The organism is Pseudomonas sp. 32_A (genome assembly GCF_017490905.1).
Taxonomy (GTDB): domain Bacteria; phylum Pseudomonadota; class Gammaproteobacteria; order Pseudomonadales; family Pseudomonadaceae; genus Aquipseudomonas; species Aquipseudomonas inefficax.
Map to the genome: position 1 here is coordinate 1 of NZ_JAFGYI010000489.1, position 244 is coordinate 244.

Annotated in this window: 1 pseudogene; it reads left to right on the forward strand. The window is 61.5% G+C overall.

The features are described 5' to 3' along the window. Positions 1-244, forward strand: a pseudogene (locus tag J5M58_RS27550) (arginine-ornithine antiporter); the annotation flags it as partial.

Below are 244 nucleotides of genomic sequence, written 5' to 3' on the forward strand. Positions count from 1 at the left end.
TACCTATACCAGCCTGATCTACCTGGCCTCGTCGATGATCCTGGTGCCCTACCTGTGGTCGGCGGCCTACGCCGTGCTGTTGGCGGTGCGTAAAGAAACCTACGATGGGCAGCCGGCCCTGCGCCGCGAGAACGCCAACCAGGTACCGGCCAACGCCCTGTGGCTGACCAACGCCATGGTGCAGATCTTCCTGGTGATCACGCTGTTTTCCAACAGCACCTACCTGTCGCTGATCTACCTGGCC